Below are 19699 nucleotides of genomic sequence, written 5' to 3'. Positions count from 1 at the left end.
CTGGCCCGCGCGGCTTCAGCGCGGCTCCCTCCGTGCCAGCTGATTCCGGCGCGCGCCGCGCCTGAGCGCCGCCGCTGCGGCGAGCGCGATCCCGGCGAGCGCCGTCCACGGTGCGACCGGCGCGCTCGGCGCGGCGGCGCGGCACGCGCACCCCGCAGCGGGCGGCTCCGCGGGCGTCTCCTCGGCCGGATCGGTCGGCTCCGGCGTCGCGCCGCCCGTCGAGCCGGGCTCCGGCTCGACCGGGTCCACGGGATCGACCGGCGGCGGCTCGACCCCGAGATCGGCGCTGTCCACCGACACGGCGGTGGACGGGCAGTTCGCGTGACCGATCACCATGTAGTACGTCTGCGTGGGATCGAACGGCGGATCGGACGTCTCGTCGATGACGATCTCCCCGTACGTGTCCGTGATCCCCTCGACGCTGTAGTCGTAGTTCCTGGCCTCCGGCATCACGTCGCCCATCGCGAAGCCGACGTGCCGGCCGCTCCTCACGTAGATGCTCCAGTCGAGATCGGTGCCGCCGCGGGGCTCGAGCTCCACGGTGAACCGGATGCCCTTCGCGGTCCGGTCCGGCGTGCTCTTGAAGTGGAAGAGGCTCTGGAGGCTGAGCTGCCTGCGCCACTCCACGCACGACGCCCCGGTCCCGTAGACCAGCGAGTCGATGCCGAACATGTGCGTCCTGCGCGACTTGCCCCCGCTCAGGTCGAGCACCTCCTCGCAGTCGTCCAGGCCGCGGCTCTTGAGCAGCGCCGCGACGGTGTCCGCGTCCGCCGCCGTGAGCTCGCCGGAGCCCACCAGCTTGTCGGTCGCCCTCGTCAGCGCCTTGGCGAAGTCGCCGAGCGAGGCGTTGCGGGTCAGCAGCGTCAGCGCGCTCCAGACCAGCTTGTCGCCCAGCTCGGCCCCGAATTTCTCGTGCAACGACCACGCGAGGCTCCCGATCAGCTCGCCGTCGTCGTGCACCTCGCCGACCAGATCGTCGGGGCACACCTTGACGTCCTCCGAGAGCTCGCGCTGCGCGCCGAAGGGCTCGAGCGACGCCTCGCCGAGCGTCGAGTCGCCGTTCACGGTGCACGCGAAGTAGTCCGCGAGGCCCTCGTCGATGCTGCCGGCCCACGGGGAGAGCCCGTACTCGCTCACCGCGAACTGGCCCTCGCTGTAGCCGACCGCGTTGGCGGTGACGTAATGGGTGAACTCGTGGAGGAACACGTCGGAGTCGTCCGAGAAGTCGAAGAACGAGCCCTGGCCGATGGCGATGAGGTTCGGCGCGCTGAAGGGCGCCTCCGAGCCCATCGGCGAGAAGAACGCGTTGTCCATCGGCCGGCCCGACTCCAGCATGTTGGCGATCGCGACGAGCTTCCAGCTCGGCGACGCCATGTCGAGCTGATGGGCCGTCGTGAAGTAATCCCGCATCCGGGTGAGGTGGTAATAGACGCCGACCTGCGCGAACTCGTCGCGCGCGTCGTCCGCGCTCCTCGGCGGGTCGTAGAGGAAGTCCTCGCCCGCGTTCGGGCCGACGCGCTGCTCGAGGGTGAGCGGGACGCCGCTCATGAGGTCGCCATCCACGTAGTTCACCACCCTGAGGTTGCCGCCCCAGCCGCTCAAGGTCTGCGGGTCGCCCGCGTCGAGGTCGACGAGCTCGCGATCCTCGAGCCGCGGCGTGACCGCGGAGCTGATCGGGTAGACGCGCCCGCGCGCGTGGACGGCGAGCGATCGCCGGTGGACGATCTTGCCGGCGTGCGCGTCCACGAGGAAGCGTTCGCCGCCGAGCTCCGACCGGACGTCGACGACCCAGACGAGCTTGCCGCCCGTCTCCGCCTCGGGGAACACCGCGAGCGCCGCGCTCGGCCGCTCTGGCAGGCTCATCCCGTAGGTCGCCTCGACCGCGCTCCGCGCCGCCTCCTCTCGGTATTTCGGCGCCGCCGGGACGGACAGGTCGCGCGCCACGTCGAGCACCACGAGCTCCACGCGGCCCCCGGGGGCGACGTGGACCGCCGCGGCGCCGCCGAGCACGGGGAGCCCTGCGTGGAGCTGCGCGAACCGGACGGTGCGGTGATCGCCGTCCTGGAGCTCGCGCTCATAACGCAGCGAGACCCCCTGGAGCCGGAGCTCCGAAACGGCGCGCTTCAGGTACGCCTCCGCCGCGCTGCGCGCGCCGCCGGCGACGCGCAGGGACGGGTCGGTCGACACCGAGCTCGGCGGTACAGTGTGCCACTCGGACGCGGCAGCGGCCCCCGCGAAGGTCAACGTTGCGAGCGCGGTCAACGGAAGCAAGAGCAGCTGTCGTCCCATGATTCTCCTCTCCGGCTGGGTTTCTGCGAGCGGCGCTCGCGCGAGGCGCGGCATGGCCGGACCGACGAGCGCGACCAACGTATCGAGTTACGTTGGCTCATCAAGGAGGAGAGGCGCGGTGCTCTCCCGGAAAAATAACGAGTTGTAGCGTCCGTTGGCTTCTTGCCTGACGTCTTTGGTCGACTTGCGTGATATGTCTCCGGCACACCCGGCGCAGGATCCTGTGACTCTCCTCCACACCGACGTCTCGACTGGGGCCCCGGCGACGCTCGCGCCGAGCGACATCGCCTCCGCCGGTGCGACGCTGCCCGGAAGGGTGCGCGTCGGCGGTCGCGTGCTCGACGTCGCGGAGGGCGCGGTCGTCCTCGGCGACGCCTTCGGCGCGCTGCGCGTCGCGCTGGAGGGCGCGCCCGCGCCGCCGGTCGAGATCGGCGATCTCGCGGTGGTCGAGGGGGCGCCGGCCGGCGGCGCGCTCGCCTCGGCGCGGCTCGTCGAGCGGATCGCGCCGCGGAGGCCGCCGCGGGGGCGCTCGGGGGCCGCGGCGCCGCCGTCGAGCGAGACCGAGCGGGCGATCCACCGTGGCCTCGGCCTCGCGCTCGCGCGGCGCGCGGCGGCGCTCGCGGCGGTGCGAGCGCTGTTCGCCGAGCGCGGGTTCCTCGAGGTGGAGACGCCGAGCATGGTCCCCTCCCCCGGGCTCGACCTGCACCTCGACGCGTTCGCGGTGGAGGCGGCGCGGCCGACGTTCCTGATCACGAGCCCGGAGTACCAGATGAAGCGGCTGCTCTCGGGCGGCGTCCCGCGCTGCTTCCAGCTCGCGCGCTGCTTCCGGCGCGGGGAGCTCGGGGACAGGCATAACCCGGAGTTCACGATGCTCGAATGGTACCGCGCCTTCTCCGGTGTGGACGAGGTGATGTCCGACACGGAGGCGATCGTGCAGCGCGTCGCGGGCGCGCTCGGCGCGGACGGCGCGATCTCGGTGTCCGGCAGGGCGGTGCGGCTCACGCCGCCGTTCCCGCGCATCTCGGTCGGCGACGCGTTCGCGCGCTGGGCCGGCGTGCCCGCGGACGACGCGATCGCGCTCGCGTCGAGCGACGAGGAGCGGTTCTTTCGCCTGCTGGTGGACGCGGTGGAGCCGGCGATCGCGGCGCTGCCCCACCCGGTGTTCCTGGTCGATTTCCCCGCGCCGTTCGCGTCGCTCGCGCGGCTCAAGCCGGGCGATCCCCGGGTGTGCGAGCGGTTCGAGCTCTATGTCGCGGGGGTCGAGCTCTGCAACGGCTTCGGCGAGCTGACCGACCCGGTCGAGCAGCGCGCGCGGCTCCTCGCCGATCAGGCGGCGCGGGCGGCCCGGGGCAAGCCGGTCTACCCGATCGACGAGCGCTTCCTCGGCGCGCTCGAGGAGGGGATGCCGCCGGCGGCGGGCAACGCGCTCGGGGTCGATCGCCTCGTCGCGCTGTGCCTCGGCGCCGCGTCGATCGGCGACGTCCTCGCGTTCCCCCACGGCTGGCTGTGACCTCCGGGGCGGTCCCCGAGGACGGCGCGCGCCTCTCGCCGGACATCCTGGCGCAGCTCGCCCGCAAGTACCGCACGCTCGCGGAGCTGCGGCGCGCGCGGGCGGCCGGCGAGCCGATCCCGGGCAAGGAGGTGTTCCGCGCGCTCGCGGGGGAGTTCCCCGGCGCGCTGAACGAGCTCGACAACCTCCCGCTCGACGAGATCGATCGGCGCCACGACGCGCTCTCGCGGGCCCTCGCCGGGGGCGCGGAGGAGCGCTGGATGGCGTGGATGCACGGCTACCACGCGCTGATGCGGGCGGCGCTCTACGTGAAGATCCGCGTGGCGCGGCGGCAGGAGCTCTCCGAGGGCGAGGCGGCGGCGCTCGCGGAGCGGGCGGCGAGGCACGCCGGTGCGCCGGTCGACGCCGCGTTCGTGATCGCGGTCAAGGCGCCGCCGGACGGCCGGCTGAACCGCGTCGTCCTCGGCCGCCTCGCGGCGATGTCCGGCGCGTCGATGGCCGAGATCCGGGGGACGATCTTCCCGCGGCGGCCGGCGCCGGGCGGTTGACGCGCCTGGCGCGACTCGCGCATCGTCGGCGCGAGGCGTGCTGGCCGGGCGCGCGGCGTCGGCGCGCTGGCCGGGCGCGCGGCGCCGGCCAACCGGATCGTCAGGAGTCGGCCGGCGCGGCGAGCCAGATCGACAGGTCGTCCACGGAGAGGTCCAGCACCACATCGCCGACCTTCTCCGGGCCGTCGGCGTGCAGCCGCCCGTAGAGGCGGCCTCGCTCTTCCGCCGTGAGCGGGCGCCCCAGCCGCCGCTCGACCTGGTGTGCCAGCAGCGCCACGCCCTTCTCCAGCCCTTCCTTGAGCCCGGCCGCCTTGCCTTCCCTGTAAATCGAGTTCTGCATGACGATCTCCCGCGGCAGCAACGACTTTACCACATCCGCAAGACCCCGTTCACGCCTGTCCGCCTCGGCGAGCGCCATCATCGCTGCGCCGAGCTCCGCGAAGTCACGCTCGCCGGATCGGGCTCGGATCGCCTCGATTACGTGCGTCAGCTTCCGGCCGTCCGCGTCCGCCGCCAGCGGCGCGAAGATCAGCCAGAACGGGCTCTCCCGCGCCGCCAGCTCCGCCACGGTCCGCTGATAGACCGGCTCGATGCGAAACTGCACCCCGGAGAACGGCTCGCCTGGCGCCGAGGTCCTGTAAGCGCCGTGGGATGGCCAGGGCTCTTCCCGGCCGGAGAGCACCACCACCACGCTGTCGATGGGCGAAAGCCGCGGAGCCGGCGCCCCCTTGCTCGCCCGCGCCTCGTCCGCCATCGCCAGCGCCGTCAAGCAGTTGTACTCGAACACGCGGAAGGGCATCTCGTCGGTCATCGCCAGCGTCCACTCGGTGTGGAGCAGCCGCTGCTCGCCGCCGACCCTGACGGAGAGCGCCCGATCGAGCCGCCGCTGGCGACCGGTGACCTGCGTGTCCACCCAGCCGAGCGGCTCGATGGGCTCGGCCGTGCCGAGCAGGGCGCGCGCCACGTCGCGCGGGAACTGCCGCGATACGTGGCGGAGGATCAGATCGACGTCGTCCTGCTCGTCGCGCGGCGTCCTGGTCCCCGATCGCTGCCTGCGGTGTCGCTTGCCCATGTCGACGCGCCGTCCTCCTGCACCTCGACCATCGACGCGAGCGCGCCGCAGTTGCGTCGAACCCGCGCGCGCCTCGTGACGCGCTCCAGCCATGGGCTAAGCTCCGCGCCCGATGGAACGGCTCTTCTTCCTGCTCTCCGGTGTCTACGGCTTCCTCGGGGTGGCGCTCGGCGCCTTCGGCGCCCACGGCCTCAAGGCGATGTTCGACAGGCTGCCGGACGGCGCGTTGCGCGCCTCGTGGTGGCAGACGGGCTCGCTCTACCACCTCGTCCACGCGCTCGCGCTCGCGCTCGCCGCCCACCTCGCCGCGCGCACCGGCGGGACAGCGGCGACGGTCGCCGGCTTCTGCTTCGCGGCCGGCGTGCTCCTCTTCTCCGGCAGCCTCTACGTGATGACCTTGACCGGCGTCCGCGTCCTCGGCGCGGTCACGCCGCTCGGCGGGCTGTTCTTCCTCGCCGGCTGGGGCGCGGTGATCGTGGCCGCGCTCGGGCTCGCGAAGGGCTGAGGCGCCCCCGGGCCGACCACCCCGCCCGGCCTACGTCGACCTGCGCGCGCGCGCGAAGAGCCGCCCGATCCGCGCGGACGTCCGCTCGCCGAAGGCGCCGACGCGCGCCCGGGCGCGCCCCCAGCGCTCGCTGTGCGCGAGATCGTCGAGCAGCGAGTACGAGACCGGCGTGACGATCAGCGTGAGGAGCAGGCTCAACGACTGGCCGCCGATGACCACCACCGCGATCGTGTGGCGCTCCTCGGCCCCAGGCCCCGTGCCCAGCCAGAGCGGGAGCATGCCCGCGACCAGGGCCAGCGTGGTCATCAGGATCGGCCGCAGCCGATCGCGGTTCGCGTGGAGGATCGCCTCCGCCCGCGGCATGCCCTCGGCGCGGAGCTTGTTCATGTGATCGACCTGGAGGATCGAGTTCTTCTTCACGACGCCGAACAGCACGAGGAAGCCGAGCGCCGAGTAGAGGTTCAGCGTGTTCCCGGTCGCCCACAGGCTCAAGAGCGCGAACGGCACCGACAGCGGCAGCGAGAGCAGGATCGTGACCGGGTGCACGAGGCTCTCGAACTGCGACGCCAGGATCATGTACATGAGCACGATCGACAGGAGGAACGCCCAGATAAACTCGCCGAACGTGCGCTCCAGCTCCGCGCCGCGGCCGCGCACGCTGGTCGTGTACGCCGACGGCATGTCCATCTCCCGCGCCGCGCCGCGCAGCGCCTCGAGCCGGTCGGCCAGCGCGTAGCCGGGCGCCACGCCGGCCCGCAAGCTCGAGACCCGCTGGCGATCGAGCCGATCGATGCGCGACGGGCTCTTCGCCTCCTCGATGCGCACCAGGTTGTCGAGGCGCACCAGGTCGCCCCGGAGCAGCGGCGCGCCCGACGCGGGCGCCGTCGCGGCGCCAGCGCTGCCCGCCTGCGGCCGCGCCGTCCGCGGCACGTAGAGCCGGCGGACGGCCGCCAGCTGATCGCGATCCTCCTCGACGAGCCGGAGCTGCACGTCGTAGTTCTCGTTGGCCTCCTCGTCGCGGAAGCGCGAGACCTCCTGATCGCCTCCCACCATCAGGCGCAGCGCGCTCGCGATGTCCTGCGTCCGGACGCCGAGCGCCGCGGCGCGCTCGCGATCGATGATCACCCGCAGCTCGGGCCGGTCGATCTTCAGCGTCACGTCCGCGTCGACGATGCCGCCGAGCTGCGCGGACCGCTCCCGGAGCTCGTTCGCGTAGCGCTCGAGCGCCTCGATGTCCGGCCCCTGGATCGCGAAGTCGATCTCGAAGTTCCCGCCGCCGATGTTGAACGACGGCACGTTGCGGACCGAGATCCGGAGATCGGTGTACTTGCGCAGCTTGCGCCGCACCTCCTGCATCACCTCGCTCTGCGCGTAGTTGTCCTTGAACGCGCGGAGGGGGTTGCCGGAGAACGTCTCCCGGAACAGCCGCGTCAGGGAGAAGGTGCGCTCGTCGTGCGGGGCGATCCGGACGAACGCCTCGCCCGAGCTGACGCCGCCCACGAAGCCGCCGCCCGCCGTGGCGAGCACGCTGCGCACCCCGCGCACCGAGCGCACGTCGTCGCTGATCCGCCGCATCACGTCGTCCATCGCGCCGATGCTGGCGCTGAGCGGGCCCGTGACGCGGATCTCGAACTCCGCGTCGTCCGCGCCGGAGGGGATGTACTCCTGCTTCACGAGCCCGTAGAGCGGCACCGCCGAGGCCGTCACGAGGACGGCGAAGGTGGCGACGAGCGCGCGGTGCCGCATCGCGAACGCGAGGGCGCCCATGTACTTCGCCTCGAGCCGCCCGTAGAAGCCCGTGCGCGTCACCGCCTCGCCCCCGCCGCCCGCCTCGCCCGACGCGTGAGCGCGGCTCGCCTCCTTGCGGAGCAGGCGCGCGCTCATCATCGGGGTCAGCGAGAAGCTGACGAGCAGGCTCACGAGGATCGCGACGGTGGCCGTGATCCCGAACTGGAACAGAAACCGCCCCGAGATCGACGACATGAACGACACGGGGACGAAGATGACGACGAGCGACAGCGTCGTCGCGAGCACGGCCAACCCGATCTCCTGCGTGGCGGCCCTGGCCGCCTCGAAGGAGTCCATCTTCTTCTCCTCGACGAAGCGGAAGATGTTCTCGAGGACGACGATGGCGTCGTCGATGACGATGCCCACCATCAGGACGAGCGCCAGCATCGTCACGCTGTTCAGCGTGAAGTCGAGCGCCCACATCATCCCGAACGTCGCGACGACCGACGTCGGGATGGCGACCCCCGCGATGATCGTGGATCGCCACGACCTCATGAACAGGAGCACGACCGCGCACGCCAGGAAGCTGCCGAGGACGAGGTGCACGTTGATCTCGTGCAGCGCGGTGTAGATGTAGCCCGACTGGTCGCGGATCACCTCGAGCTTCACGTCCGAGGGGAGCTGGTCGGAGAGCTTCGCCACGTTCGCCTTCACGGCCTCGATCACCGCGACCGTGTTCGCGCCCGACTGCCGCACGACGTCGAGGACGACGGTGGGCCTCCCGTCGAGGCGCGCGAGCGACCGCTGCTCGTAGGTGCCGTCCTCGGCGCGGCCGATGTCGCGCACCCGGATGGGCCTCCCGTCGACCTGCCCGACGACCAGGTTGTTGAAGTCGCCCGCGTGCTCGAGGCGACCCATGGTGCGCAGCGTCCGCTCCTCTTCCTTGCCGGTGACGTTGCCGGCGGGGATGTTCGCGTTCTGTTGGACGATCGCCTCGCGGACTGCGGTGATCGGGAGGCCGTAGGCGGCGAGCCGATCGGCGGAGAGCCAGATCTTGATCGCGCGCTCCTGCCCGCCGACGACGCGCACCTCGCCGACGCCCGAGGAGCGCTCGAGCTGCACGCGCACGAGCTTGTCGGCGATCTCGGTGAGCTCCCGGATCGAGCGATCGGCGGAGAGCGCGATCGTCATCACGGGGGTCGAGTCGTTGTCCTGCTTCGCGATGACGGGCGGATCGGTGCCCACCGGCAGGCGGCGCAGCGCCGCCTGCACGCGATCGCGCACGTCCTGCGCCGCCGAGTCGACGTCCCGGTCGAGGTTGAAGGTGGCGATGACGACGGAGCTGCCGCTCGTCGAGATCGAGCGGAGCTCGGCGATCCCCTCGACCGTGTTGACCGCCTCCTCGATCTCCTCGGTGATCTCCGCCTCGACGTCCTCGGGCGCGCCGCCCGGGAGCGTGGTGCGGACCGAGACCGTCGGCAGGTCCACGGCGGGGAAGCGATCCACGCCCAGCCGGAAGTACGCCACGGCGCCGACGACGATGAGGGCGAGCCCCAGCATCGCGGCGAACACGGGCCGCTGGATGCAGATCCTGGCGAGCGCTTGCATCTAGCTCCCCTCCACCACGTGCACCGGCTGCCCCTGCTGGAGCGAGCCGGGGCGGGCGACGACCGACTCGCCCACCGCGATGCCGGAGACGATCTCGACGCGATCCCCCGCGGTCTTCCCGGTGACGACCTGCTTCTCCTTCGCCTTGCCGTCCTCGATCGTGATCACCTTCGCGAGGCCGGCGAACCGGACGATGGCGGTCGCGGGCACCGACGGCGCCGGCTTCGAGGTCACGACGATCTGCGCGGTGACCAGGCTGCCCGGCCGCAGGTGGCCGGGGTTCTTGATGTCGCTCTCCACGAGCAGCGTCCGGCTCTGCGGGTCGATCGCGGGTGCGAGGCGCGCGACCGTCCCCGCGTAGACGGCGCTGTCCCCCGGGACGGTGACGCGCACCTGCTGCCCGGCGCGCACGCCGGCCGCCTCGGTCTCCGGGATGGCCACGCGCAGCCGCAGCGGGTCGACGCGGACGATGTCCGCGATCGGCGCCCCCGCGGCGAGGAACTGGCCCACGCTCGCCCGCCGCACCTGGACGACGCCATCGATCGGCGACCGCACCGCCGCGTCCGCGAGCTGCTGCCGCGCCATGCGCAGCTCCGAGCGCCGCTGGCGCACCGCCGCCTTCCGGATCCGCACCTCCTCGCGCGCCGACTGCACGGCCGTCTCCGCGCGGACCGCCGCCGCCTCGGCCGCGTCGAGGTCCATGCCCGACATCAACCCTTCCTTGGCGAGGCTGCGCGCGCGCACCTGGTTGGCCTGCGCCTCCTTGAACGTCGCGAGGGCCTCCCTCACGATCGCGACGCCCTCGATGTCGAGCTCGTCATCGGGCCCGTCCTGAGGCAAGCCGAGCTGAGCGCGGCTCTGCGCCAGCGCGGCCGCGGCCTGCTCGATGCGCAGCTCGTAATCCCTCGTCTCCAGCTGGGCGATGACCTGATCTTTCGTGACCGGGCTCGCCAGATCGACCGCGATCGACGCGAGGCGGCCTGGCACCTTGGCCCCGACGGTCACCTGCTCATCGGCGTCCAGCGTCCCGGAGATGTCGATGGTTTGTTCAACGACCAGCTCTGTCACCGGGGCGAGCGTCACCTCCTTGGCGCTCGGCGCGGTCTTCGCCCCCTTCGCGCCTTCAGGCTGGGGCGCTGCCTTCTTGTCGCACGCAGCGCACTGCAGAAGCACCACCAGGAGCGCGGCCCAGGACGTCCAGAACACCCTGAGCTGACTGCGGGAACAGCTGACCGAGTTGGAGGGTTGGTTGGTGGGTTGGCAGAGCGCTGGATGGGCAATCCACATGTCGGCGGCCTCAGATGACCAGGAACGCCCCCCCGAGCGCGTGCAGCGAACGGATATTGACGCATCAGCGTTGGGGCGCAACGTGCGCTCAGGCACGCCGGGGCCGCGATCGCCGGAGCGCGGGCGGCCCGCGCCTCGGCGCTCGGAGCCGGGCGCGGGCTCCGGCCGAGCGGCGGCCCCCGCGCCGTGCGTCGCTCAGGGGTCGAGCTTCATCAGGTAGCCGTCGGTCTCGCCGCGCGTGGTCACGGGGCCGCCGCCGAAATCCACGGTGCCGCGGAACGCTCCGACGGCGAACACCTCGCCCTTGGGGCCGAGGGCCACGCCCCCCGCCATCTGCATGTCGGGATCGCCGATCTGACGGCTGAAGAGGTGCTCGCCGTCGAGCCCGAGCTTCGCGATGAAGATGTCTCCCCCGCCGAGATACCCATTGCGGTCCTCTTTCGTGCCCTGGCTCTCGAGCACGGTGCCGTCGAAATCGATGCTCCCGAGGAAGGTCCCCGTGACGACCGCGCTGCCGTCCGGAGCCACCGCGATCGACGCGACCTCCTGCAGCTCGGAGTCGCCGAATCCACGGCTGTACAGGTGATTTCCCGCCGGATCGAACTTGGCGACGAAGAAGTTCGGCTTCGTGCCGAGCGCGACGAGCGGCCCGCCGCCGAAATCGACGCTCCCCTGGAACATCCCGGCCAGGAACACGTTCCCCGCGGCGTCGAAGGCCACTTGAGAGGCCGCGTCGTAAAGGCTGTTGCCGAACGCCTTCTGCCAGAGCAGCCCGCCCTTCGGGCCGACCTTGGCAAAGAAGATATCGCGTCCCCCCTTGGAGACGAGGGGCGGCGCGCTCATCGGGTCGAGGTTGAAGCTCTGATCGAACGTGCCGGCGATCGCGACGTTGCCCTCCCCGTCCACGGCCAGCCCGCCCGCCGCGAGCGACGCCCTGCCATCATCGATGTAGAGCGTGAAGGCGTGATTGCCGTCCGCGTCCAGCTTCGCGACATAGACCGCATTGCCGCTGATGGCGTCGCCGACCGGCCCGCCGCCGAAATCGGCCGTTCCGCCGAGGGTTCCGGAGATGAGGACCGCCCCCTGCCCGTCGACGGCGACGTACTCGAGCTCTTTCACGTACTGATCGCCGAACCCCTTGCTCCAGACGTGGTTGCCGGTGCCGCCGTCGAACCTCGCGAGCCCGAGCCCGCCGTTGTTCTGGGGCAGCGGGCCGCCGCCGAAATCGAGGTTGTTGAAATAGCTCCCGCCCACGAAGAGCCCGCCGCCGGGGCCGTGCGCGACGTGCTGGCCGCCGGGGAGGCTCAAGCCGAACGACCTGCTCCAGAGGTGCTTGCCGTCGCCATCGAACTTCGCGAGGAACGCCGCGGAGCCGTCCTGCGCGACGATGGGGCCGCCGCCGAGATCGATCGCGCCGGAGAACCGCCCGATGACGATCGGGTTCCCCTCGGGGTCCACGGCGACGCTCGCGGCCGAGTCGAAGCCGTTCTCGCCGATCTGGATCGCCCATCGAAGCCGCCCCGGCGCCGCCGCGGCGCCCCCCTCCCCGCCGCCGCCGCCGTCTCCGCCGCTGCCGCCGCCGCCCGCGGCCGGCTCACCTCCGCCAGCGCTGCCGCCGCCGCCCCCCTCGCCGACACCGCCGCTCCCGTCGCCGTAATTCCTCACCTTGGGCGAGCAGGCCGCGGCGCCGAGGGCGGCGATCGAGAGCAGCACGAGGGCGCGAACATGAGTGCCATGGTTGGGTGAACGCATCCCTCGAGTATATAAACGGCGCGGGCGCGAGGTTCCTTTGAATCCGCGGGCCGCCGCTCAACGCTGTAGCGGAGGAGGCGAGGAGCGCGGCGGAACGCTCACACCGCTGCTCGCGAGAACGCGGCCTGCGCCCGGGGCCGCTCGCCCGCCGCGGGGGCGATGGGCGCGAGCGGGACTCCATCGCGGTAGATCACCACGTGACCGAGCGCGGCCGGGATGCGCGGCCCCGGCGTGACGATGCCCACGAGGTTCAGCGGATCGCACGCGCACAGCTGGACGATCTCCCCGGACGGGGGCTCGCGCCGGACGGCGCGGAGCCCGTCGAGCGCCTCGGGCAGCGCGAAGTGCTCGCCCACGAAGCCGGCGATGAGGTGGCCGCCCCGGATCTGCCCGGCCATCTCGAGCCGCCGGTAGACCCGCAGGAGGTCGCGCCACGCCGGCGGCCGCGGCTCGCGCGCGAGCAGCTCGCGGCAGACCACGCCGTAGCGGCGGAGGTACTGGTGCGCGAGCGCCTCGACGACGTCGAGGCCGTCGGCCCCGTCCGCGCCGGCGCCGGGCGCGTCCGGGCGCGCCCGCAGCAGCGACCACCGGCCCGACGCGACGGGCCCCGCCCGGCGCGACCCGCCCCGCAAGCGGCCGGCGCCCAGCGCGACGGGCGCGGCGGCGCCGCCGCCGAGCAGCGAGCGCAGCGCCGCGAAGCCGTCGCCGGTCACGAGCCCGGCGGCGACGAGCTCCCAGAGCGCCTCCTCGACCTCGGCCCGGGACCGGCCCGCGCCCGCGGCGATGTCGTCGAAGAACGACGCGCCCGCCCGCCCGAGGAACGACAGCACGCCCTGCGCCGGCTCCGAGAGCGACGCCGGCGGCGGCTCGCCCTCGGCCTCCCGCGGCGCGAGCAGCCACGGGAGATCGCGCCGCAGGGCCAGCGTGATCGGCGCCGCGCGCGTGGGCGCCGACGCGTCGCGCGGGACCACGCGGCCCCAGGCCACCTCGCCGGACAGGCAGAGCGCGTCGAGCAGCCCCTCGTCGTAACCGGCCACGCGCGCGGGCAGCACCTCGCTCTCCCACGCCCCGGCGGCGAGCTCGAAGCCCTGCAGCTGCTCGATCACCCGCCCGAGCCCCCCCGGCCCGCGCGCCTGGGTGCCCGGCGCCACGCCCTGCCACGCGAGGAGGAACCGGATGAGCTCCGCCGCGGTCGCCGGCTCGATCGCCTTGCGCAGGCCCGTGACGGTGCGGCGGTGGATGCGCGCGAGGAGGCGGCGGTCGCACCACTCGATCGACAGATCGCATAGATCGCCCGGCGCGCCCCTCAGGAAGCGCCCGCGCAGCGCGCCGCCCGCGAGCTCGATCCGCGCGAGCGCGGACAGCGCCTCGTCGGCGGGCACGTCGAGCCGCCGCGCGAGCTCCTCGGTCGAGACCGGCCCCGCGGCGCTCAGGAAGCCGCGCACGAGCGCCGTGATCGCGGCGCCGCGGTCTTCGCCCCCGCCCTCGGGGCGCAGCGCGGGCGGCACGGCGACGTCGGGCGCGAACGCGGCCCCGGGCCAGATCGCCTCGACGAGCGGCCGCCGCTCCGTCGCGACCCAGCGCGGCGCGGCCGGCGACCCTGCGCCGGCGTCGCGCGCGGCGCGCACCTCCGCCGCCCGCCCCGCGGCGCAGAGCGCCTCGAAGAGCCGCGCGAAGCCGCTCCGGATCCCCTCCTCGGCGGGCAGCGCGACCCGGTCGAGCAGGAGCTCGTGCAGCTCGTCCGCGTCGCGCACCTCCGGCCGCGCCTCGGCGACGACCTCGGCGATGACCGCGGGATCGAGCCCGCCCAGCCGCTCCGACACCTCCACCGGGAGCCCGCGCCGCACCCGGACCGCGCGGGCCCGCCGCTCCTCCAGCGGGGCGTCGTCGAGGAACGCGTAGGGGTTCGCGTTCAGGATCTCGTGCGAGAAGACGCTCGGCTCCGGCGTGTCGAGCGCGACGACCTGGATCGCCCCGCTGCGCAGGCCGACGAGCAGGCTGCGCAGCCCCTCGACGTCCATGAGCTCGGTCAGGCAGTCGCGCAGCGCCTCGCGGACGAGCGGGTGGTCCGGCGGGTCGACGTGCGCGAAGAGCCCGTGGTTGTCCTGGCACCCCTGCTGCTCGGGGAAGATCGAGAGCAGGAGGTCGTCGGCGCGCATGCGCTGGAGCGCCGGCGGCACCCGCCGGCCCCCGCGGAAGCGGAGCAGCGCGAGCGCGCGGGACGCGGCCCAGCGGAACCGCGTGCGGAACATCGGGCCCTGGAGCGCCGCCTGCACCAGCACCTCCTCGAGGCCCTCGGGGCGGACGAGATCGAGCACGTCCTCGATCGGCAGCCCGTGCTCCGCCGAGAGCGACAGCAGCACGCCGTCGTCGGTCGCCGCCGCCTGGAGCTCGAAGTCGAACGAGCGGCAGAAGCGCTTGCGGAGCGCGAGCCCGAGCGCGCGGTTCACCTTGCCGCCGAGCGGCGTGTGCACGACGATCTGCTGCCCCCCGGCCTCGTCGAAGAAGCGCTCGACCACCACGGTCGCGCCGCCCGGGACCGCGCCGAGCGCCGCGCGCCCGGCCTCGATGTAGTCGCGCACGAGCAGCGCGCCGCGCGCGTCGAGCGCGCACTCCTGCATGAGCCACCGCGCGGCCAGCGACCTCGCCGCGCGCGCGTCCTCGCCGCCGCCCTCGCCGCGCCGCGCCCCCGGCCGGCCGGCCTCGGCGCGCTCCTCCTCGAGCCGCGCGGCGACCTCGGCGCGGAGCGCCGCGACCTCGGCCGAGAGCTCCGGCGTGCGCGCGGGCGCCTCGCCGAGCCAGAACGGCACCGTCGGCGCGGCGCCGTGGGCGTCCTCGACCCACATCTGCCCGCCCTCCAGCCGGAGCACGCGCCACGAGGTGTTGCCCAGCAGGAACACGTCGCCCGCGGACGACTCGATCGCGAAGTCCTCGTCGAGGGTGCCGACCTTCGTGCCGTCGGGCTGGAGCACCACGTCGACGGCCGCGAGGTCCGGGATCGCCCCGCCCGACGTGAGCGCCGCGAGCCGCGCGCCGCGCCGCCCGCGCAGCCGGCCCCCGATGGCGTCGCGGTAGACGAGCGACCCGGCCCGCTGCCGCGCGCCCCGGGCCACGGAGGCGCCCTCGCCGCCGGGGCCCGCGGCGCCGCCCGACACCATGGCCACGATCGCGTCGAACTCGCGGCGCGACAGGCCCTCGTACGGCGCGGCCCGCCGGACGAGCGCGTAGAGCCCCTCCTCGTCCCGCTCCTCGCACGCGCACGCGGCGATGATCTGCTGCGCCAGCACGTCGAGCGGCCCCTCGCGCGACGTCATCCGGTCGAGCTCCCCGCGCCGCGCCGCGCGCACGATCGCCGCGCACTCGACGAGCTGGTCGCGCGTCAGCGGGAAGAGCCGCCCGCGCGGCGTCGCCGCGAGCGCGTGGCCCGAGCGGCCGATGCGCTGGAGGGCGACGTTGATCGACCGCGGCGAGCCCACGAGGCAGGCGAGGTCGACCGCGCCCACGTCGATGCCGAGCTCGAGCGACGCGGTCGCGACCACGACGCGGAGCTCCCCCGCCTTGAGCCGCCGCTCGGCCGAGAGGCGCCGGGCCCGCGAGAGGCTGCCGTGGTGGGCCGCGACGATGTCCTCGCCGATCCGCTCGGCGAGCGCGTGCGCGACCCGCTCGACCAGGCGGCGCGTGTTGACGAAGACCAGGGTCGAGCGCGCCTCCCCCGCGAGCGCCGCGATGCGGTCGTAGATCTCGGCCCACTGTTCGTTCGTGCAGACCGCGCCGAGCTCGTCGCGGGGCACCTCGACGGCGAGGTCGAGGTCCCGCCGGTGCCCGACGTCGACGATCTCGGGCAGCGCGCGCGCGCCGGCGACGAGCCGGGCGGCGATCTCGATCGGGCGCACCGTGGCGCTGAGGCCCACGCGCTGCGGCCGGGCGCCGCCGCGGGAGATCACGAGGTCCTCGAGCCGCTCGAGCGTGAGCGCGAGGTGGGCGCCGCGCTTGTCCCCGGCGACGGCGTGGACCTCGTCGACGATGACGGTGCGCACCCCGGCGAGCGCGCGCCGCCCCGACTCGCTCGTCAGCAGGATGAACGCCGACTCCGGCGTGGTGACGAGCACGTGCGGCGGCCGGGCGGCCATGGCGCGCCGCTCCTGCGCCGGGCTGTCCCCGGTGCGCACGACGGCGCGGATGCCCGGCGCGGGCAGGCCCGCTTCCCGCATGGCCGCCGAGATCTCGGCGATGGGCTGCTCGAGGTTGCGGTGGACGTCGTGGGAGAGCGCCTTGAGCGGCGAGATGTAGAGGACGTCGGTGCGGTCCTCGAGGGCGCCCCGCGCCGCGTCGCGGACGAGCCGGTCGAGGCAGAAGAGGAAGGCGGCGAGCGTCTTGCCGGCGCCGGTCGGCGCGCAGATCAGCGTGTCGCGGCCGGCCGCGATGACCGGCCAGGCGCGCTCCTGCGCGGGGGCGGGGGCGCCGAAGCGCCCCTGGAACCACCGGTCGACGACGGGGTGAAACATCCGGCCGAGGGTAGCCGGGGCGGCCGCGGGGCGGAAGCGGGAGGGCGGGAAGCGCCGGCCCGCCGCGGGGCCCGGGCGATGCCCCGAGGAGACCGGCGACGGCGTGCTACGCTGGACCCGTCATCATGGTGCAGGGCGCAGTCGTCATCGGGCAGAGCGCGGTCAGCGAGGCGCCGGCCAGGCCGAGGCTGACCCTGGCCGACTGGACCAGCCTGCCGGAAGACGAGCCTGGCGAGCTCGTGGACGGCGTGCTCGCGGAGGAAGAGGTGCCGGACGCGGTTCACGAGGTCGTCGTGGCCTGGGTCGTCGGGGTGCTCCGGAGCTGGCTGATCGCGCGGGGCGGGCTGGTGCTCGGCTCCGAGGCGAAGTTCGCCGTGACCTCCTCGTCGGGCCGCAAGCCCGACGCCTCCGCGTACCTGCCCGGGAGCCGCAAGCCGCCGCGCCGCGGCGTGATCCGCGTCCCGCCCGACATCATGGTCGAGGTGCTCTCTCCGTCGCCGCGCGACGCGCGCCGGGACCGCGTGGAGAAGCTGCACGAATACGCGCTCTTCGGGGTGCGCTGGTACTGGCTCATCGACCCGCAGGCAGCGACGCTCGATCTCCTGGAGCTCGGCGCGGACGGCCGGTACGTGCACGCGCGCGCCGCGGCGGACGGCGTGGTCTCCGGCGTGCCGGGCCTCGAGGGGCTCACGCTCGACCTCGACGCCCTCTGGGGCGAGGTCGAGCGGCTCGGCCCTGAATCCGGCGAGGCGCCGCTCGGCGAGCAGCCCGAGTAGCGGCGCCGCCCCTGCACCTCCGGCACCCGGGGCAGCAGCGCGTCGAGGGTCCGAACGAGGTGCGGCGAGAGTCGCACGAGATCGCCACGGATGGGCGCGTCATCGCCGGTCGACCAATATCCCTCGTTGAAGATCAGGTGGATCGCCGCGAGCGCAGCGTGCATCCGCGACGGCGCCTCGGCCGGAGCCGGCACCTCGTAGCGCACGCGGCGCTCGCGGAGCCGCTCGCGCGCGCGGCACAGCCGGCGCTCCATGGCGTCTCTTCCGACCAGGAACGCGCGCGCGATCTCGTCCGTCGACAGCCCGGCGACCGAGGACAGCGCGAGCGCCGCGCGACGAAGAGCGCCGGGGGCCTGCCCGGCGACCATGAGCACGAGGAAGAGCAGCGACCGCTACTCCTCGATCCCGAGGTGGAGCCAGCTCGTGGAGAGGTGATAGAGGTATAGAGGAGCCCGAAGGGTCTCGACGATCTGCCTCGCTCGCCGACCGAGTCCGGCGCCGCTCGACGGAGCCGGCAAGACGCCTATGGCTCCTCGCGTGAAGCCGCACGGAGCGACGCTCGACGGATCAGCCTTGATTCCGTCTTGCTCGCGCTCTGAAGAGGACGGCGCCGATTGCCGCAAGATAGAGCCCGAAGCGCCAAGGCGGCGTTCCGGGGTTGGACCCGGGGACCGAGCAGCTGCAGCCAGAGTCGTCCGTCGGGGGCGTACCTTCGTCGGTGCCGCTGCTCCCACTGCTCGCGACCTGCCCGCCAGTCGCTGGAGAACCGCCTGTCGTGACGGCATCACCTCCGGTCGCGCCCCCGCCGTTTCCGCCTCCGTCCCCTGCACTACCGCCGTCGCCCGAGGCCCCGCCCGCCCCGCCGCCGCCCGCCTCGCCGCCGGCCGCCCCGCCGCCGCCCGCCCCGCCGCCGCCGCCGGCCCCGCCGCCGCCCGTCGCGCCATCGTCGAGGAAAATGCGTTGGGCGAAGTTGTAAAAGCTGCGGTTCCAGACGGTCTTGGTATGGCCTTCATTCGGCTCGATCTGGTAAATATGGTCGATGTTGTTCGCGTCCAGGAAGTCGTGATAATTTTTGCTGTTGCCGATCAGCCCGTCCGTACTCCCGCAAGAGATGAAGATGAGCTTCACGTTCTCCTTGACCGCAGCCACATCCCTGATGGTCTGACTTGGCTGCTGGGTGTTGGGCGCAGCCGAATACGGCCCGATGTAGTGGAAAACATCGGTATTAGGGAACCCGAAGTTGAAGGTCTGCCCCCCACCCATTGACAGGCCGGAGATGGCCCGCAAATCGGCATCCGTCGCGGCGGAATACGTCCTCTCGACCCAGGGGATCAGGTCGTTGAGCAGGACGTCCCCGAAATTCGCGAAGCGCGCGAAATCGTCCGCTCCGTCCATCTTGCCGCTGGGCATCACAACGATCATGGGTTTGGCCAAGTTCTTCGAGTACAGATAGTCCATGATGTTGTCGGCATTGCCTTCGTTGCTCCCCTGGCCGATCCAGGAAACCTCATTGCCGCCGATTCCATGATGCAGGTAAACGACAGGATATTTCCGGTCCGTCGAATACCCCGGCGGCATATAAACCGTCACCTTCCGCATTCCGTAGTTCCGGGTCGGATAGCTGACGGAGACGTCCAGCTTCCCATGGGGAATGCCGGGGTTCTTGGCATCGAAACCCGCGGGCGGAACGGGAAGGTTAGCGGGGTCGCTGGCATACACCGCGGCGGGGAGGACAGAGATGACCGAGAGCGAAAGGACAGCAGGCCAGTTCTTTAGGTGCATGAGGACCTCCAACGCGCATCAGTGCCAAAATCGAATTCCGTAGCCCGCGCCATCAATGCATTGGCGCATTTTGCATTCTCACCGCGGTGTCCTAAGCGCGCAGCGCGCTGCAGGTGGCGTGCAAAACTACGCCTCAGGCGTTCCGGAGAGCAACTGGGCTAGGGAATCAAAAAGCGATTCAAATGTCAAGCTCCTCGATGGTCGAGCCTTGTCTTCAACCGGCCGATGCGGCACATCGAATGCGATCCACCACCCCCGGAAAAAGCGACGCCATCTCAACCATTGATTCACGCATCGAAGGCGCCGCCTTCACTCCACAGCCACGACCTGCGAAATG

At 72.8% G+C, this 19699-nt stretch carries 11 protein-coding genes and 1 pseudogene; 4 read left to right on the top strand and 8 right to left on the bottom strand.

Annotated elements, in window-relative coordinates; translation table 11 throughout:
- Positions 1 to 15: 15 nt before the first annotated feature.
- Entirely contained in the window at positions 16 to 2289 is a 2274-nt protein-coding gene (locus WMF33_RS16830; protein WP_437338085.1) for a hypothetical protein, read from the bottom strand.
- Positions 2290 to 2512: 223 nt separating this feature from the next.
- On the opposite strand from WMF33_RS16830, the gene epmA reads away from it, so the two are divergent.
- Positions 2513 to 3799 (top strand): EF-P lysine aminoacylase EpmA, encoded by a 1287-nt coding sequence (epmA, locus tag WMF33_RS16825; protein WP_437338084.1) that lies wholly within the window; start codon positions 2513 to 2515, stop codon positions 3797 to 3799.
- On the top strand, positions 3796 to 4347 hold the full coding sequence (locus tag WMF33_RS16820) for a hypothetical protein (RefSeq protein WP_437338083.1): 552 nt from the start codon (positions 3796 to 3798) through the stop codon (positions 4345 to 4347). The genes epmA and WMF33_RS16820 overlap by 4 nt, the downstream gene beginning before the upstream one ends.
- Positions 4348 to 4447: 100 nt before the next feature.
- On the opposite strand, the gene WMF33_RS16815 is transcribed toward WMF33_RS16820, so the two are convergent.
- Positions 4448 to 5419: a hypothetical protein gene (locus WMF33_RS16815; protein ID WP_437338082.1), complete on the bottom strand. Its 972-nt coding sequence runs from the start codon at positions 5417 to 5419 to the stop codon at positions 4448 to 4450.
- Between the two features lie 112 nt (positions 5420 to 5531).
- Here WMF33_RS16815 and WMF33_RS16810 point away from each other — a divergent pair, with 112 nt between their 5' ends.
- On the top strand, positions 5532 to 5924 hold the full coding sequence (locus WMF33_RS16810) for a DUF423 domain-containing protein (protein WP_437338081.1): 393 nt from the start codon (positions 5532 to 5534) through the stop codon (positions 5922 to 5924).
- A gap of 30 nt (positions 5925 to 5954) precedes the next feature.
- On the opposite strand, the gene WMF33_RS16805 is transcribed toward WMF33_RS16810, so the two are convergent.
- The 4 genes from WMF33_RS16805 to WMF33_RS16790 all read right to left on the bottom strand — a co-directional run bounded on the left by WMF33_RS16805 (position 5955) and on the right by WMF33_RS16790 (position 16804).
- On the bottom strand, positions 5955 to 9260 hold the full coding sequence (locus tag WMF33_RS16805; protein WP_437338080.1) for an efflux RND transporter permease subunit: 3306 nt from the start codon (positions 9258 to 9260) through the stop codon (positions 5955 to 5957).
- Positions 9261 to 10466, bottom strand: a complete 1206-nt coding sequence (locus WMF33_RS16800) for an efflux RND transporter periplasmic adaptor subunit (RefSeq protein WP_437338079.1) — start codon at positions 10464 to 10466, stop codon at positions 9261 to 9263.
- Positions 10467 to 10742: 276 nt separating this feature from the next.
- Entirely contained in the window at positions 10743 to 12299 is a 1557-nt protein-coding gene (locus tag WMF33_RS16795) for a hypothetical protein (RefSeq protein WP_437338078.1), read from the bottom strand.
- 98 nt (positions 12300 to 12397) lie between these two features.
- The gene (locus WMF33_RS16790) at positions 12398 to 16804 is read right to left on the bottom strand and encodes a DEAD/DEAH box helicase (RefSeq protein WP_437338077.1); all 4407 of its coding nucleotides are present in this window, start codon (positions 16802 to 16804) and stop codon (positions 12398 to 12400) included.
- Positions 16805 to 16929: 125 nt separating this feature from the next.
- Between WMF33_RS16790 and WMF33_RS16785 the strand changes: the two genes are divergently transcribed.
- Positions 16930 to 17580, top strand: a complete 651-nt coding sequence (locus WMF33_RS16785) for a Uma2 family endonuclease (protein ID WP_437338076.1) — start codon at positions 16930 to 16932, stop codon at positions 17578 to 17580.
- A gap of 20 nt (positions 17581 to 17600) precedes the next feature.
- Here WMF33_RS16785 and WMF33_RS16780 read toward each other — a convergent pair.
- Positions 17601 to 17948, bottom strand: a pseudogene (locus WMF33_RS16780) (sigma factor-like helix-turn-helix DNA-binding protein); the annotation flags it as partial.
- A 199-nt stretch (positions 17949 to 18147) separates the two neighbouring features.
- Positions 18148 to 19362 (bottom strand): alpha/beta hydrolase, encoded by a 1215-nt coding sequence (locus WMF33_RS16775; protein WP_437338075.1) that lies wholly within the window; start codon positions 19360 to 19362, stop codon positions 18148 to 18150.
- Between the last annotated feature and the right edge of the window lie 337 nt (positions 19363 to 19699).

Source organism: Sorangium sp. So ce394 (genome assembly GCF_051474665.1).
GTDB lineage: Bacteria > Myxococcota_A > Polyangia > Polyangiales > Polyangiaceae > Sorangium > Sorangium cellulosum_D.
The sequence above is the reverse complement of the archived record's forward strand: the minus strand, read 5'-3'. Positions and strand labels throughout refer to the sequence as shown.

Excerpts from the sequence above, each read along its gene's own strand:
- WMF33_RS16830 (WP_437338085.1), bottom strand. The coding sequence starts at position 2,289 with ATGGGACGACAGCTGCTCTTGCTTCCGTTGACCGCGCTCGCAACGTTG.
- WMF33_RS16815 (WP_437338082.1), bottom strand. The coding sequence starts at position 5,419 with ATGGGCAAGCGACACCGCAGGCAGCGATCGGGGACCAGGACGCCGCGC.
- WMF33_RS16810 (WP_437338081.1), top strand. The coding sequence starts at position 5,532 with ATGGAACGGCTCTTCTTCCTGCTCTCCGGTGTCTACGGCTTCCTCGGG.
- WMF33_RS16805 (WP_437338080.1), bottom strand. The coding sequence starts at position 9,260 with ATGCAAGCGCTCGCCAGGATCTGCATCCAGCGGCCCGTGTTCGCCGCG.
- WMF33_RS16795 (WP_437338078.1), bottom strand. The coding sequence starts at position 12,299 with ATGCGTTCACCCAACCATGGCACTCATGTTCGCGCCCTCGTGCTGCTC.
- WMF33_RS16790 (WP_437338077.1), bottom strand. The coding sequence starts at position 16,804 with ATGTTTCACCCCGTCGTCGACCGGTGGTTCCAGGGGCGCTTCGGCGCC.
- WMF33_RS16785 (WP_437338076.1), top strand. The coding sequence starts at position 16,930 with ATGGTGCAGGGCGCAGTCGTCATCGGGCAGAGCGCGGTCAGCGAGGCG.
- WMF33_RS16775 (WP_437338075.1), bottom strand. The coding sequence starts at position 19,362 with ATGCACCTAAAGAACTGGCCTGCTGTCCTTTCGCTCTCGGTCATCTCT.